The sequence below is a fragment of the Mycobacterium kansasii ATCC 12478 genome (assembly GCF_000157895.3).
GTDB lineage: Bacteria > Actinomycetota > Actinomycetes > Mycobacteriales > Mycobacteriaceae > Mycobacterium > Mycobacterium kansasii.
Map to the genome: position 1 here is coordinate 3,866,288 of NC_022663.1, position 14,843 is coordinate 3,881,130.

Below are 14,843 nucleotides of genomic sequence, written 5' to 3' on the forward strand. Positions count from 1 at the left end.
GATGGACAAAGTTGCAGAATAGGGGTCATGACGCCGATGGGTGATCTTCTGGGGCCTGATCCGATCCTGCTTCCCGGCGACAGTGACGCCGAGGCCGAGCTGCTGGCCGGAGAAAACCCGGGCATCGTCGCCGCCGCACATCCGTCGGCGTCGGTGGCCTGGGCGGCGCTGGCCGAGGAGGCGCTCGGCGACGACAAGGCCATCACCGCTTACGCCTACGCCCGTACGGGCTACCACCGGGGCCTGGACCAGTTGCGCCGCAACGGCTGGAAGGGCTTCGGTCCGGTGCCCTATTCGCACCAGCCCAATCGAGGCTTCCTGCGCTGTGTGGCGGCGCTGGCGCGGGCCGCCGACGCCATCGGGGAAACCGACGAGTACGACCGGTGCATGGACCTGCTGGACGACTGCGACCCCGCCGCGCGCCCCGCGCTGGGTCTCTGACCGGGTTGGTCACCGCAGGTCATCGATGACGTAGGTGTCGTGCCGGTTGTAGGCAGGTGCGTCGGGTCGGTGCATCGACACGCCGTACGACTCGGCTGTGAAGCCGCGACGGAGCATGCTCCGGTACGCCAGGCCGCGATTGACGTTGACGCCCGCGTCCACTCGGCGCATGCCCTGTTGTACGGCAAGCGTTTCGCAGGCATCCAACAACTGCCCGAAGACGTGTTCGGCTTGTGCCCTCGGGCTGACGGCGGCGAACTTGACGTAACACGTGTACGCGCCGGCCTCGGTACCGGTGCCCAGGTGGCAGACCGCGAATGCGTCCAGCGAGTCGCCGCTATTGAGCAGCACGGTGTCGCCCAATTGCTGGGCCTCGACCGAGCGAATTTCGGCACTGACGTCCAGGCCGGCGTAGATGTCGGCGGTCAGGGCACGACAGGCGTCGATCAGACCGTTGCGTTCACCGGCTTCGGCCTGCGAGAGCCTGGTGAACGAGACGGTCGCCGGCTCGGCGGCTGTCTTGGCGAGCAGCCCGGTCAAGAACCGAGGCCAGAAGCCGAACTTCTGGTACAGGTGGATGTGGCCGGGGCTGTGGGCGAACGTGAAGAGCCCCGCCGCGGTCACGTTCCAGGAGTCGATCAGATCGATTGTGGCGGTCATCAACTGGTGGGCGATGCCTTGATTCCACAGCTCCGGTGTCACCGTCAGCGGCCCGAAGAACGCGAACCTGCCCCACCTGGTCGCGAAATTCGAACCCACCAGGGCGCCGTTCACCTCGGCGGCGAGCGCGGCATCCGGATCGGCACGCCACCGCGTCCGGACGTACTCACGATCTGTCCAGAAGGTCTGCGGGTCGGGCACCCTCATGAACGTCGCGAACGCCCGTCGGCAGATCGCGCTCGCCGTCGACAGGTCGGCTTCGCGCAGCGGCCGGATCAGGCAATCAGCAGGCATGGTTACAGGTTGGCAGCGCAGTATCCGGCGTCCTCGGGCAGCTCTACCTGAACGGTGGCGTGCTTCAGCCCCCGGGCGTAGAACAGCGCACGCGCGTCCCGCAGCACGGTGGTCAACTCACCGCCGCTGGTCAGGTGTGCGGTGACCATGTCCTTACCCGGCGAAAGTGTCCACACGTGCAGGTCGTGCACGTCCGTCACACCGTCCACGGAGCCCAGCGCCGACCGAAGCTCCGACACGTCGATATGGCTGGGTGACGACTCGGAAAGGATGCGCAGCGCGGCACGGGCCAGCGACAGTGCCCGCGGTGCTACCCACAACGCGACCAGGACGGCGACCACGACGTCGGCGTAGGGCCAGCGTGTCGTGACGGTCACGACCCCGGCGATCAGCACGCCCAGGCTGCCGACGGTGTCGGCGACGACTTCCAGGTAGGCACCCCTGACTGCCAGGCTGCCCTGGGAGTGGGACCGCAACAGCATCGCGACGACGAAGTTGGCGATCAGGCCCGCCAGCGCCACCACGATCATGGGCACACCGGGAACCGATGGCGTTTCCCGGAGACGGTCCACCGCTTCGTAGAGGATGAACAGCGCGACACCGATCAGCAGCACCGCGTTGGCTACCGCGGTGAACACCTCGGCTCGATGCCAACCATAGGTGCGGTCCGGTGACGAGCTGCCCCGCCTGGCCAGCACGACGGCGGCCAGCCCCATGAACACGGCGACGACGTCGGTGAGCATGTGTCCGGCGTCGGCCAGCAGCGCGATCGAGTTGATCAGCAGCGCCGTGGTCAGTTCCACCACGAAGAACGCCGCCAGGATGGCCGCGGCGACGACCATCCGGGGGATCATGCGCGAGGTGTCCGCCCCGGCCGGGGCGTGCGAGGTGTGATTGTGACCGGCACCCATGGCCATCAATATATGCACAACCGCGCATATATCGCAATGGGTCAGATCCAGCGGCTCCAGAAGCGGGTCAGCGAATTGCCGGCCCCCGCGAGCACGTGCGGCACACCGGAGAAGTCGAAAAGCCAGCCCACCAGCCCGAACAGCCACTGGTTCAACACCGGCGCCAGCAGCACGAACAGCAGGATGAAGATGCCGAACTGTTTGGCCGGCGCCAGCGCCCGCTGCGTCTCCGGGCTCAGATGCGGCTCCAAGGCGTCGTAACCGTCCAGGCCCGGGATCGGCAGCAGGTTCAGCACCAGCGCCATGATCTGCAGGAAGCCCAGGAACGCCACCCCGGCCCACAGCACCCAGTGGTGCTCGTCGTAGAACAACCGGGTCGCGGCCAGCAGCAGCACCGCCAGCGCCAGGTTGGCCGCCGGTCCGGCCAGGCTGACCAGACTGCGACGGGTCGGCGTCATGAACCACGTACGCAGGTAGACCGCCGCGCCCGGCAGGCCGATTCCACCCAACGCGATGAACACCATGGGCAACAGCAGCGACATGGCCGGATGGCTGTAGCGCCGCGGGTCCAGAGTCAGGTAGCCGCGCACCGCGGTGTCGTGGTCGCCGAATCGCCAGGCGGTGAACGCATGCCCGAACTCGTGCAGGCACAGCGAGACCAACCAGCCGGCGATCACGAAGGTGAACACTCCGGCATAGGCCAATGGCCGCACACTGGCACCGGCCAGCCACGCCAGCGCCCCGCCAACGGCCGTCAGTGCGACCAGGCCCAGAAAGATCGGGCTGGGTCGCACCGACTCGTGCAGGCCCATCTCTCTCACCGGTCGAAAACTACCGGACCAGCAGCCAGCCTTCGACGTGGCGGTAGAACGCCGATCTTCGCACCGATCGGGGTGCCGCGACACCGTCGCGCACCACCGAGGCGCCGGTGGTGCCCAGCTGAGCGGCGCGTCCGCTGATCCAGCGGCGCCACGGTCCGGTGTCCAGGGCGGCCCGCAGGCCCGGCAACCCCGGCGTGGGCTCGATAAACACCCCGGCGACATCGCCGTCGAACAAGACGGTGTCGTCGACCACCGCCTCGCCGCGGATCAGCCGCGCCCGGTCCGGCGGCAGCCAACCGGCCCGGCCGACGATCACCGTCCCGGTCTCGTCGCGGATCAGCGGCACCCGACGGGCCGTTCCCCGCCGCGCCCGCCGCGCCGCACGGCGCCCGGCCGGCAACCGGTACACCCGGGTTGCTCGGGTGCGCCGGGGCGGCGCGTAGCCGACCTCGATGTCGAGCCGGTCGGCGCGCAGCAGCCGGGTCAGCACGGTGGCCAGGTCCGCGTCACCGCCGAACACGACGAGCCGCCGATAGGAGCCCAGCGCGGTTTCGAGATCGTCAGCTCGGCGCGTCGGCAGGCCGGCCAGCGCCGCAGGCACGGGCCGATCATCGAACACCAACACCGCGGTGCTGGGCGGTTTCACCCGGATATGCATAGCTCCTCGCGAACCGCTGGGTAGGGTAAGTCACCGGCTGGACCACAATAGGCGGGCACAACCCGCGAGAGCAGGTGGGAGCGCGTCATGCCGGCAATCGTGCTGATCGGCGCCCAGTGGGGCGACGAGGGCAAGGGTAAAGCCACTGATCTGCTCGGGGGGCGGGTGCAGTGGGTGGTGCGTTACCAGGGCGGTAACAATGCCGGGCACACGGTGGTGCTGCCGACCGGCGAGAACTTCGCGTTGCACCTCATCCCTTCGGGTGTGCTAACCCCCGGCGTCACCAATGTCATCGGCAACGGCGTGGTGATCGACCCCGGGGTCCTGCTCGACGAGCTGCACGGCCTGGAAGAGCGCGGGGTCGACACCTCCAAGCTGCTGATCTCGGCCGACGCGCATCTGCTGATGCCCTACCACGTGGCCATCGACAAGGTCACCGAGCGCTACATGGGCAGCAAGAAGATCGGCACCACCGGCCGCGGCATCGGCCCCTGCTACCAGGACAAGGTGGCCCGCATGGGGATCCGGGTCGCCGATGTGCTGAACCCCGAGCAGCTGGCCCACAAGGTCCAGGCCGCACTCGAGTTCAAGAACCAGGTGCTGGTCAAGATCTACAACCGCAAGGCCCTGGAGCCGGCGCAGGTGGTCGAATCGCTGCTGGAGCAGGCCGACGGTTTCCGCCATCGCATCGCGGACACCCGGCTGCTGCTCAACAACGCGCTCGATGCCGGCGAAACGGTGTTGTTGGAGGGCTCCCAGGGGACGTTGCTCGATGTCGACCACGGCACCTACCCCTATGTGACGTCGTCGAATCCGACCGCGGGCGGGGCGGCCGTGGGCTCCGGCATCGGGCCCACCCGAATACGCACGGTGCTGGGCATCCTCAAGGCCTATACCACTCGGGTGGGTTCGGGCCCGTTCCCCACCGAGCTGTTCGACGAGAACGGCGAATACCTGTCCAAGACCGGCGGTGAATTCGGGGTGACCACCGGCCGGCGCCGGCGCTGCGGCTGGTTCGACGCCGTCGTCGCGCGTTACGCCACCCGGGTCAACGGCATCACCGACTTCTTCCTGACCAAACTCGACGTGCTGTCCAGCCTCGAAACGGTGCCGGTGTGTGTCGGCTATCGGATCGACGGAAAGCAGACCGGCGAGATGCCGATGACCCAGAGCGATCTGTGCCGTGCTGAGCCGATCTACCAGGAGCTGCCGGGCTGGTGGGAAGACATCTCCGCCGCGCGCGACTTCGACGACCTGCCCGCCAAGGCTCGTGACTACGTGCTGCGACTGGAAGAGCTTGCCGGAGCGCCGGTTTCGTGCATCGGCGTCGGCCCTGGACGGGATCAGACCATCGTGCGCCGCGACGTCCTGGCGGCCCGCCCGTGACGCACTATTCCTCACTGGGGTCAGACGGATGCCCCGAAGAAGAAGATCCCGAATACCAGCACCACGGCGGCTTTCCGGAATACGGCCCGGCCAGCCCCGGAGCGGGTTTCCGCCGTTTCGTGACGACGATGCGCCGCTTGCAGGACCTGGCGGTGTCGGCAGACCCGGGTGACGACGTGTGGGACGAGGCCGCCGAGCGCGCCGCCGCGCTGGTCGAGCTGCTGGGCCCGTTCCAGGCCGAGGAAGGCAAGGGACCGGCCGGGCGGACACCCGATCTGCCCGGCATGGGCAGCCTGTTACTGCCGCCGTGGACGTTGACCCGCTACCGGCCCGACGGTGTGGAAATGACGGGTTCGTTCAGCCGCTTTCACGTCGGGGGCAACCACGCGGTGCACGGCGGGGTGCTGCCGTTGCTGTTCGACCACCTGTTCGGCATGGTGTCGCATGCGGCCGGGCGGCCGATCAGTCGGACCGCCTTCCTGCACGTCGACTACCGCAAGATCACTCCGATCGATGCGCCGTTGGTGGTGCGCGGACGCGTCACCCGGTCCGAGGGCCGCAAAGCGTACGTGTTCGCGGAATTGGTCGATAGCGACGAGACACTGCTGGCTGAGGCTAACGGCCTGATGGTGCGGCTGCTACCCGGCCAGCCCTAAGCCCGACGACGGTGAGCGCCGAGACGGCGCGAGTAAGGAGTCGGGCAATCAGACCGAGCCCGACGACGGTGAGCGCCGAGACGGCGCGAGTAAGGAGTCGGGCAATCAGACCGAGCCCGACGACGGTGAGCGCCGAGACGGCGCGAGTAAGGAGTCGGGCAATCAGACCGAGCCCGACGACGGTGAGCGCCGAGACGGCGCGAGTAAGGAGTCGGGCAATCAGACCGAGCCCGACGACGGTGAGCGCCGAGACGGCGCGAGTAAGGAGTCGGGCAATCAGACCGAGCCCAGCCCCGAACCAGCAAGCAGGCGGCGCCATCCGAATGATCTCTGTTTGAAGCCACCGTCGCCCGCGGTTTGGCGGCCACGCGGCCACCCGCCAGTACGCGCGCTGCCTTAGCCGGTGGCCTCTCGGATGTATTCGCCGATCTGGCGTAACGAACGGGTCGCCTCGGGCAACATCGGTGCGGCGACCTGAAAATCGTGAAGCTGGCCCGGCCAGACGTGGATCTCCGCCGGTACCCCGACTGCCGCGAGCTTGGCTGCGGCGAGTTGTGCGTCGTGCAACAGCGCTTCGGAACCGGAGACGTGAATGAGTGTAGGTGGCAGGCCGGGTTCGATGTGTTCCAGAGGCTCGTAGATCTCTTCCGCCTTGCCGGCGGCTTTGTTCTTGGCGGCGGCGCCAACAACCAAAGCGACGAGCGCATCGAACGCCCTTGCGGGAAACATCGCGTCGGCCTTGATGTTGGGATGCGCCAGTTGGGGTCGCGTTGCGAGCTGCAGTAATGGCGAGATTGCCACCAACGCAGCCGGTTCCTCGCCGTGTATCCGCAGTCGCTGCGCTAGGGCAAGCGCCAGGTAGCCGCCGGCGGAATCGCCTGCCAGCACGATCTGCTCCGGGTCATATCCGCCGAGCCGCAGCCATCGGTAGGCATCGTGACAATCGTCGAGGGCCATCCCGACTGTGTGCTTGGGCACCAGCCGATAGTTGACTACAAGAACGGGTGAGTCAGCGAACTTCGATATCGTGCTGGCGAGTCTGGCGTGTGAGTGTATCCCGCCCTTCAGAAAGGCGCCGCCGTGCAGGTAGAGCACCACCCGCCGGCTGCCGTCCGCGGGTAGCACCCCGGGCGCACGGACCAAATGTCCAGAAGCGTTCGGCAAACTCACCGCCTCTTGGAGGGTGTCCGAGGCCCGCGTCATGGGCCGGAGCGCGAAGTCGACCAGGCCCCACGGGAACGGCAGATGAGGGACGTAGCTAACGGCCGCGAGAACTGGCCGGACCGTCAATCGTGACGCAAGCGTAACCATCCGCGCGGCGACGCTAGGACCCGATTCGACGACCTCGACGTGCGCGCCGTTGCTGAACGCAGAACTGTGCGCCCGGAGTCTCCGAGCCGTCAGTTCCTCGCATGGGCGAATCGCATCACCGGTGTCCGTCAACGGCAAACCCCTGTGGGCCGGATACCTCTTTAGGTGCAGTCATGCTTGACACTTCATGCGTCGTTGTACCCTCCGGACGAATCGCTGCCTAAAGCAATTGCTGTCGACACTCGTTACCGCTTTGCCAGCCACGTATCGAATGCCTGCGAGGGCTATGGATAGCATGAAGAATAGGTCGCATTCCATTCGTGTTCAGGAGCGGGACACGCAGTAGCACGGCCGGCCACGAGGTTTCAACGCATGGTGAGGGCGCCACGTTGCATTCTGGCGGCTTCTCCGTGTATTACGGCGCGTTCTTGGATTTCAAGTTCGATCGGCCGCAATTCCGTAGTCACCCGGTAGGTCAACGCGGTGACACCGGACCACGCGGTCGTGATGTCGAAGGTGGCGGGTCCTCAGGATCACGAGGGATGCATTCAACGCCCGCCTCGTCGCATCCTGTTCCCGACCGATCTTCAGTGCTCTAGCCGAATCCGCTGAAGTAACTAGGGGGTCGTATGCACAAGTCATATCCGCACTAGTGATCTTCCGGACTGCGGGCTTCAGCCTGCGGTCGGCGCAATCGATGTTTTCCTCGCCTGGTCACTACCAGAATCGTGTGTACCAAACACGAATTGAATGCGAGTCGTTGTTGATGTTATTCCTAGCTGGCGCCGACACGCGAAGCTTCGGGTGTTCGGTTAGTCGCGAACAGTGCACAAACGTTGTGGATGGCAGGAGCCTGACAATACAGGGTGGTATGCGGCGCGGGCGATCCGTAGAGCTGCCAATCGGTGAAGGGCTATCGGCGAAGGGCTTTGGAGATTTCTAGAGTGTTGGGATGGCGGCAGATCCGATGGTCATGGTGATGGTTCACTGTGTTGCTAGTCCGTGGCTTCTTTGGATCTGAGACGATTGTTGGAAGGCTTCGAACGGTTACCGACGCCGGCTATTTCGACGTTAATCCTGTACCGCACCATGTTGCCGGGGGTACTGCAGTTCTCACTGCACACCCCGACAAATGTATCGGCGCTGATGAAAGACAATGTGGCGTCGGAAATTTCCAACGAGGTCAATGCCTTGCTTTCCGTCTGGTGAAGTCAGCGTGAGTACCGGATACGCCGACGACGCTAACGCTGTTAGACCACTTGCGGCACGACTGATCCGCGCTTTTTCGGTGCCTATCGTCCTTTTCTGGTTGGCGGTTTGCGTCGTCGTCAGTGTATTTGTCCCATCGCTGGAGGAGGTTGGGGAAGAACGTTCGGTGTCATTAACCCCCAAGGATGCGCCGTCGATGCAGGCGATACAACGAATCGGGACGGTGTTCGAGGAATCGAATACTGACAGTGTCGCGATGATCGTTCTGGAAGGTGCTCAGCCCCTCGGCGACGAGGCACACGAGTATTATGACGATCTTGTTCGTAAATTGCGTGACGATACCCGGCACGTGCAGCATGTCCAGGATTTCTGGGGGGATCCACTTACCGCTTCCGGTTCGCAAAGTTCCGATGACAAGGCCGCATATGTTCAGCTGAATCTCGCTGGCAACCAAGGCGAGTCGCTGTCCTACGAATCCGTCGAAGCAATCCGCAAAATCGTTGACAACACCCCGGCGCCACCCGGAATCACGGTCTACGTCACCGGGACAGCGGCACTGGTAAGCGATATGCAGCATAGTGGCGATAAATCCCTGGCGAGAATCACCGTGACGACGGTCGCGGTAATTTTCATCATGTTGCTCGTGGTGTACAGATCGCCAATTACGGTGATTCTTCTGCTGCTCACTGTCGGGGCGGAATTTACGGTGGCTCGCGGAGTCGTCGCGTTGCTTGGGTCTACTGGTGTTATTCGGCTGTCCACTTTTGCGGTGAGCCTGCTGACTTCGCTCGCGATTGCGGCCGGTACAGATTATGGGATATTCGTCATCGGACGGTATCAGGAGGCGCGCCAGGCCGGCGAGGACCGGGAGGCAGCCTTTTACACCATGTACCGTGGGGTCGCCCACGTGATCTTGGGCTCCGGTGTGACGATCGCCGGCGCGACATTTTGCCTGAGTTTGGCTAGATTGCCCTACTTTCAAACTCTGGGTGTTCCCTGTGCAGTGGGGATGCTGGTTGCGGTAGCGGTCGCACTCACCCTGGGACCGGCCGTCCTGACCCTTGGCAGCCGTTTCGGCCTGCTCGACCCCAAACGCCTCATCGAGGTTCGTGGCTGGCGGCGAGTCGGTACCGTGGTGGTTCGCTGGCCGGCGCCCGTTCTCGCTGCCGCCTGCGCGATCGCCGTGATCGGCCTGCTGGCGTTGCCCGCGTACAAGGCCAGCTATAACAACCGGGACTATACACCGGGCTTCACTCGAGCCAATGAAGGCTATACGGCCGCTGATCGCCATTTTCCCCAGGCCCGTCTGAAGCCGGAAGTTTTAATGATCGAATCGGATCATGATATGCGCAATCCGGCGGATTTTTTGATTTTGGACAAGCTGGCCAAGGGGATCTTCCGGGTTCCTGGTATTTCTCGCGTGCAGGCAATAACACGCCCCGAGGGGACGCCGATGGATCATACGTCGATCCCGTTCCAGATCAGCATGCAAAATGCCGGGCAGGTACAGCACTTGAAGTACCAGCGTGACCGAATTAATGACCTGCTGACTCAGGCCGACGCGATGGCAAAGTCGATCACGGTAATGAAGCGTATGTATGACTTGATGATGCAGATGGCTGACACCATGCACCAGACGGTCGTTGACACCGAACAGATGAAGGAAGTTACCGATGAGCTGCGCGATCACATCGCGAATTTTGATGATTTCTGGAGACCGATCCGCAGCTATTTCTACTGGGAAAAGCACTGTTACGACATTCCGATCTGCTTGTCGTTGAGGTCCATATTTGATGCACTAGACGGTGTAGACAAAGTCAGCGAGGAATTGACCGATCTGCTGGGTGACGTACGAATTATGGATCGGCTCATGCCCCTCACGGCGGCGCAGATCCCGCCACAGATCGAAACCCTGGAAATTGTGCGGAACCTGGTCCTCACCATGCATAGCACCATGACTGGTATCTATGATCAAATGGACGAGCTCAGTGAAAATGCCACGGCCATGGGAAAGGCGTTTGACACAGCAAAGAACGACGATTCGTTCTACCTTCCACCAGAGGTATTTAACAACGCGAAATTCAAGCGCGTCATGAAAATGTTCTTGTCCCCTGACGGACATGCGGCGCGGTTCATCATCTTGCACCGGGGAGATCCCGATGCACCCGAGGGCATCGCGAGTATCAACGCCATTCGCACGGCGGCCGAGGAGTGGCTCAAGGGAACGCCGCTGGAATCCGCCAAGATCTATCTCACCGGCACGGGGGCCGTGTCCAAGGATCTCTCCGAGGGTGCCAAATGGGACCTGCTGATCGCGGGTGTAGCTTCGCTTTGCCTCATTTTCATCGTCATGCTGATCCTCACTCGCGCCTTCGTCGCCGCCACTGTCATCGTCGGTACGGTGGCGCTTTCACTGGGCGCTTCTTTTGGCCTGTCCGTGCTGTTTTGGCAGGACATTCTTGGTATCGCGTTGCACTGGCTGGTACTTCCGATGTCAGTGATCGTCCTGTTGGCAGTGGGATCTGACTACAACCTGCTCTTGGTCTCCCGGTTCAAACAGGAAATCGGCGCCGGGCTGAAGACTGGGATCATCCGTGCGATGGGCGGTACCGGCAAGGTCGTGACGAATGCGGGCCTGGTATTCGCCGTCACCATGGGATCCATGATCGTCAGCGATCTGCGGATCATCGGACAGGTGGGCACCACCATCGGTCTGGGCCTGCTGTTCGACACGCTCATCGTGCGTTCGTTCATGACGCCGTCCATCGCCGCGCTGCTAGGACGCTGGTTCTGGTGGCCGCTGCAGGTGCGAAGCCGACCAACCGGGACCACCACCGGCAAACCCCTGCCGGATCGGTCCCTATCGCCTCACCGGAGCACGCCTACGTCTGCATCTGCCACCCCGAGCGCTGTGCCAGCTGCAAGGGCTATCGGCCAGCCCGAGGGGTAGGCGAGCTGTCTGTCGCGCCCTTGCCGCGCCCAGCGGCAACGCGATGTCAGTCTTTCCTAATCCATTCTTCTATAATTTGTGCAGCCGACTGCGCACCTTCACTGAGTATGGAAATGTGGTTCACCGGTACCGTACGCACGGTATGCGATGACGACCAAGGCTCGGTTAAGGGATATTCTAGATTTCCAGAGCCGTAAGGCATTATCCACGGCCTGGTGCATTGCACGAATAACACACCTGCCTCAAGCGGCCCGTCGTACAGAGCGGGAAGCATATCGGACCATTGTATGACTGCAGTTATCCTCGTTGCATGAAACAGGTCCAATCCATGGTTTTCTCCGTAGACATCAATAAGTATCTCTTTAGTGAGTAGTTCGGCAGCCTCAGGATCCGAGCCCATGTGGGTGTCCAGTAACACCACGCCAGCAAAATTCGAATTCTGGACATCTTCAAAATACTTGCCAAGGGCATACGCGAATTTTCCACCTGATGATTGCCCGGCGAGGACAAAAGGCTCATCACCTACTAGCTCGACAACGATCTGTGCAAGTGACTCGACCCCTGCCTCAGGGGTAATGGGTAATGGTTCCCCCCGGGAGAATCCAGGCAGCGGAACAGCTGAGACGTTCCGTGTGCCCTTGAATTCAGATGCAATTCGTGCGTAGTTATGTACGCCGCTGCTAAATACCGAGGTGCATATAAATATCAGATGAGGTGAGTTAGGTCCGCGAGAAAATGTTGTCGGAGTCGGCAACGACCTAGTCCTCGTATCGTACCTCGATTGAACGGCTAGTCGAAGCTGTGAGGCGGCACGCAGTAGTTGCAGTCCTTCGCCAATTTTGTCTGCGGCAACCGCCTCCTTGAGCAGCGCTTCAAACGAATCCTCGATTAATGCTTCAGGCGAATCCGCAGCCAGGCTGAACCGCGATGGGACACAATGCTGCTTGAGGTTCCCCGGCAGCCGCTGTCCAGGATTGCGCCCCTCGCCGTCGCTCAACATCGTTGCCAGGCCCCGAACCGATGGGTGATTGAAGACCTCCATCGGTGGCACTTCCCGGCCCACCACCTGGCTCAGACGCGAAGCCAACATCACGAACCCGACCGAGTTGAGACCTTGAGCACCGAGCGGTTGGTCGATGTCGACATTCGCAACCCCGATCCCGAAGACTGCTGCCACTTGCCCGCGCACCATTGCTAGCAGTTCGTCCGTCGTCTGCGCCTCGTTTCTGGCGATCGGCGCCATCATTCTGCCGGAAGCCCCTACCTCACCTTCGCGTGCTTCTGCCGACCCGGCGTCCATAGGTTCTTCGTCCTCGAAGCGTTCCACGAGCAGCGCCTGAGCTTCCAGGCTGCCATCCAGCCAGCGCGCGCGGCATCGGGAGCGCTGCACCTTGCCACTGGTCGTCTTGCTCACGCTGCCGGGAGGCCCCACCACCACGGCCGAACAGCGCAACTGGTGGTTCTTCAAGACGACCGCCCGCACCTTCTCGACCACGCTCGACAAGACTGCTCGTGAAGCGTCGGCTCGCACCTCCACGAGGACCGCGAGCGCTTCGGTGTTACCGGCATCGATGGCGAAGGCCGCGATCCCCCCCGGCCGGATCGCTCGATGGCAATTGCGCAGGGTGTCCTCGACATCCTGAGGATGGATGTTTCGACCGGCCACGATGAGCAGGTCCTTGACCCGGCCGCACACATACAGCTCACCGTCGTGCAGAAAGCCTAGGTCCCCGGTGCGCAGATAGCTGTGGCCGTCGTTCATTCCGGTCAGGCGGGCCGCAAACGTGGCTCGGCTCTCGTCCGGTGACCCCCAGTAGCCTGCAGCCTTGCTCGGCGAGTCCACCCAGATTTCACCGACCTGCCCGTCGCTGAGCCCTACGCAAAGTTCTGGGTCCACAATGCGCACATCGACGTCGCCGGTCAGCTCGCCGCAGCTCACCAGTACCTGGGAATCAGCACCATCGGCCGGAACCGCCCGCCGTTCCATTTCGAGCTGGTGCCGGTCCACCCGCAAGGTCGAGCGCCCGAAGATGGTCACGGCCACCGTGTGTTCGGCAAGACCGTAGGCAGGACAGAAGGCCTCAGGGCGCAGCCCGGTGACGGCGAAGGCCTCCAGAAAGCGGCGCTTAGTTTCCTCGCGTACCGGCTCGGCAGCGCTCATCACCACCTTCAGCGAGCTCAGATCCCATTGGGCGCGTTGTTCAGTAGTGGTTTTGTGGACGGCCAGGTCGTAGGCGAAGTTGGGAGCAGCGGTGTGGGTGGCGCGTACTCGGTTCATCACGTCGAACCACAGCGCGGGCCGTTGGATGAAGCTCAGGGGCGACATCATGGTGAGCTCACTATTGCCTGTCAACGTGCTCAGGATGACGCTGATGAGTCCGAAGTCGTGGTATGGCGGTAGCCAGAAGACACCCCGCGTCTCTAGCCCGAGCCCCAGGAGCCGGCGATTGAGTTCGAACTGATGCGCCAGGTTGCCGTGGGTGATGACGACGCCTTTCGGATCCGAGGTGGAGCCCGACGTGTATTGCAGCAACGCCGGAGTGTCCCGGCTGGGGGCCCACTCGTGAGCCGTCCTGGGGGAGGAATCGAATCCGCGCGTTCGCCGACTGCCGATCCCACGCGAGGTCACCTGCCAGGGAAGGTCGCTGGGCCAGTCGACCGAGCTTCCGGCCACGAAGGACTTGGCCGCACCGAGCCACCGGGCGCCGGTATACCGCCGACTCGTCAGGACCACTTTCGCGCCGCAGTCGGCCACGACCCGCTGGAAGCCTTCGATGGAATTCTGGGGATTGATCGGGTCCGGCGGATAGATGGGAACGGGCAACACGCCGGCCGCAAGACAGCCGACCAGGCCGCGCACGAAGTCGAGGCCGGGTGGATATACGAGGACTGCCCGGTCACCGGGCGCCAGACCGCAACGCTGCCATAGGAGGTCGGCCACCTCGTTCATCTCGGTCACCACATCAGCGCGGGTCATCGATTCGGTGACTCGCCCTCGTTCATTCACGAAGGAGATAGCGGTGGCGTCGGGGATCCGTGCCCCGAGTTCCCGAACTTGGTCTAGTAGCAGTGACATGGCTCCGCCCTTGTAATGGTATGACGGTGGTCGGGGCGTCAAGCGCCCTCTACTTCAGCGGAGTCCTAGACAACGCCGAAAGAGGCCGGTAAGACCTACCCACAGGCCCACACCCGGGGGATTACGGGTCGACACGTGGTGGTGCCTGATCCCCGCTGGGCACATGATTAACACGAGCTGAAGGTCGCATTCAATTCGTGTTTGGTAGCTGAACGGCGCAGCAATACCATCGGCCGATTATCGATAAGTCCGGCAGTGGTCGCGATGGCGGTTGGTCTGGGTGTCGGTTCCGGTCGAAAAATGCTCAGGTGCACCCCGGCCGGATTCACCTGCGCAGGATTCAACCGGAGCCCACACTAGGAGGTCGCGGGTGACCGGCAATCGCGGTCGCGTGAATAAGCCTGCCACCCACGGGCACCGAGTAACTCGTCGGCGTCCCAACGGTGTTTGGCGATTCTTGTCAGGCCAGT

General features: G+C 63.2%; 12 protein-coding genes. 5 read left to right on the forward strand and 7 right to left on the reverse strand.

Annotated elements, in window-relative coordinates; translation table 11 throughout:
* Nucleotides 1-27: 27 nt before the first annotated feature.
* A complete protein-coding gene (locus MKAN_RS16815) occupies nucleotides 28-441 on the forward strand; it encodes a DUF3151 domain-containing protein (RefSeq protein WP_023370127.1) in 414 nt (137 codons plus the stop codon).
* 9 nt (nucleotides 442-450) lie between these two features.
* Here the strand turns inward: MKAN_RS16815 and MKAN_RS16820 are convergent, their stop codons facing one another.
* From MKAN_RS16820 to MKAN_RS16835, 4 genes are read right to left on the reverse strand one after another with little or no spacing between them, the layout of a single operon-like run.
* Nucleotides 451-1,395: a GNAT family N-acetyltransferase gene (locus tag MKAN_RS16820; protein WP_023370129.1), complete on the reverse strand. Its 945-nt coding sequence runs from the start codon at nucleotides 1,393-1,395 to the stop codon at nucleotides 451-453.
* Nucleotides 1,396-1,397: 2 nt separating this feature from the next.
* A complete protein-coding gene (locus MKAN_RS16825) occupies nucleotides 1,398-2,306 on the reverse strand; it encodes a cation diffusion facilitator family transporter (RefSeq protein WP_023370131.1) in 909 nt (302 codons plus the stop codon).
* A 41-nt stretch (nucleotides 2,307-2,347) separates the two neighbouring features.
* Nucleotides 2,348-3,118: a site-2 protease family protein gene (locus tag MKAN_RS16830; RefSeq protein ID WP_023370133.1), complete on the reverse strand. Its 771-nt coding sequence runs from the start codon at nucleotides 3,116-3,118 to the stop codon at nucleotides 2,348-2,350.
* 19 nt (nucleotides 3,119-3,137) lie between these two features.
* The gene (locus tag MKAN_RS16835) at nucleotides 3,138-3,773 is read right to left on the reverse strand and encodes a peptidase M50 (RefSeq protein ID WP_225722788.1); all 636 of its coding nucleotides are present in this window, start codon (nucleotides 3,771-3,773) and stop codon (nucleotides 3,138-3,140) included.
* Nucleotides 3,774-3,872: 99 nt separating this feature from the next.
* Here MKAN_RS16835 and MKAN_RS16840 point away from each other — a divergent pair, with 99 nt between their 5' ends.
* Nucleotides 3,873-5,171, forward strand: coding sequence for an adenylosuccinate synthase (locus tag MKAN_RS16840; RefSeq protein WP_023370137.1), 1,299 nt, complete (start codon nucleotides 3,873-3,875; stop codon nucleotides 5,169-5,171).
* A 14-nt stretch (nucleotides 5,172-5,185) separates the two neighbouring features.
* A complete protein-coding gene (locus tag MKAN_RS16845; protein ID WP_103797868.1) occupies nucleotides 5,186-5,827 on the forward strand; it encodes a PaaI family thioesterase in 642 nt (213 codons plus the stop codon).
* Here MKAN_RS16845 and MKAN_RS30585 read toward each other — a convergent pair.
* Together MKAN_RS30585 and MKAN_RS16855 are read right to left on the reverse strand one after the other, a co-directional pair.
* Complete coding sequence (locus MKAN_RS30585; RefSeq protein ID WP_023370141.1) at nucleotides 5,787-6,146, reverse strand: hypothetical protein; 360 nt, start codon at nucleotides 6,144-6,146, stop codon at nucleotides 5,787-5,789. The genes MKAN_RS16845 and MKAN_RS30585 overlap by 41 nt on opposite strands.
* Nucleotides 6,147-6,223: 77 nt before the next feature.
* A complete protein-coding gene (locus MKAN_RS16855) occupies nucleotides 6,224-7,249 on the reverse strand; it encodes an alpha/beta hydrolase (RefSeq protein WP_225722946.1) in 1,026 nt (341 codons plus the stop codon).
* 891 nt (nucleotides 7,250-8,140) lie between these two features.
* Between MKAN_RS16855 and MKAN_RS30590 the strand changes: the two genes are divergently transcribed.
* Together MKAN_RS30590 and MKAN_RS16860 are read left to right on the forward strand one after the other, a co-directional pair.
* Complete coding sequence (locus MKAN_RS30590) at nucleotides 8,141-8,347, forward strand: hypothetical protein (protein ID WP_082276614.1); 207 nt, start codon at nucleotides 8,141-8,143, stop codon at nucleotides 8,345-8,347.
* 7 nt (nucleotides 8,348-8,354) lie between these two features.
* Complete coding sequence (locus MKAN_RS16860; RefSeq protein ID WP_103797771.1) at nucleotides 8,355-11,297, forward strand: MMPL/RND family transporter; 2,943 nt, start codon at nucleotides 8,355-8,357, stop codon at nucleotides 11,295-11,297.
* Nucleotides 11,298-11,343: 46 nt separating this feature from the next.
* Here the strand turns inward: MKAN_RS16860 and MKAN_RS16865 are convergent, their stop codons facing one another.
* The gene (locus MKAN_RS16865) at nucleotides 11,344-14,373 is read right to left on the reverse strand and encodes an AMP-binding protein (protein WP_036394663.1); all 3,030 of its coding nucleotides are present in this window, start codon (nucleotides 14,371-14,373) and stop codon (nucleotides 11,344-11,346) included.
* Nucleotides 14,374-14,843 lie beyond the last annotated feature (470 nt).

What these genes read in the sequence shown, in the direction of transcription:
- MKAN_RS16865 (WP_036394663.1), bottom strand. Translation starts at nt 14,373, where the DNA reads ATGTCACTGCTACTAGACCAAGTTCGGGAACTCGGGGCACGGATCCCC.
- MKAN_RS30585 (WP_023370141.1), bottom strand. Translation starts at nt 6,146, where the DNA reads ATGGCGCCGCCTGCTTGCTGGTTCGGGGCTGGGCTCGGTCTGATTGCC.
- MKAN_RS16825 (WP_023370131.1), bottom strand. Translation starts at nt 2,306, where the DNA reads ATGGGTGCCGGTCACAATCACACCTCGCACGCCCCGGCCGGGGCGGAC.
- MKAN_RS16840 (WP_023370137.1), top strand. Translation starts at nt 3,873, where the DNA reads ATGCCGGCAATCGTGCTGATCGGCGCCCAGTGGGGCGACGAGGGCAAG.
- MKAN_RS16815 (WP_023370127.1), top strand. Translation starts at nt 28, where the DNA reads ATGACGCCGATGGGTGATCTTCTGGGGCCTGATCCGATCCTGCTTCCC.
- MKAN_RS16820 (WP_023370129.1), bottom strand. Translation starts at nt 1,395, where the DNA reads ATGCCTGCTGATTGCCTGATCCGGCCGCTGCGCGAAGCCGACCTGTCG.
- MKAN_RS16830 (WP_023370133.1), bottom strand. Translation starts at nt 3,118, where the DNA reads ATGGGCCTGCACGAGTCGGTGCGACCCAGCCCGATCTTTCTGGGCCTG.